Here is a 374-nt window from a genome sequence, read left to right as displayed (position 1 = left end):
GAAAGAAAAAGTAAAGGGAAGTGAGGATGGAATGAAAAAGAATAGGAGATAGAAAGGTGGTACCATTAGGAGAAGAGGATGCAATAGACTTACATTGTATAGTTTTTCATAATACAAAATAACTCCATGAAATAGATCAAATTAAAAAAATTAGATATTAATATAAGAATCTAGTAATTTTTGAAAATTTCATATAATTTTGTTGGATATATACACAAAAGAAAAGGATTAAAAAGCCATAGACCAAATAAAAAATTGTGATAAATGTGTATAACTCATAATTTGAATTCGACATTAGTTCATTAAAGCCCCCCTTGAATTTTATAATATTTCAGAAGGAGATGAATGTGATGAACAAGAAAATAATAAGCCTA

Source organism: Thermoanaerobacter sp. CM-CNRG TB177 (assembly GCF_018588165.1).
GTDB lineage: Bacteria > Bacillota > Thermoanaerobacteria > Thermoanaerobacterales > Thermoanaerobacteraceae > Thermoanaerobacter > Thermoanaerobacter thermocopriae.
This window is presented reverse-complemented; position numbering follows the sequence as displayed.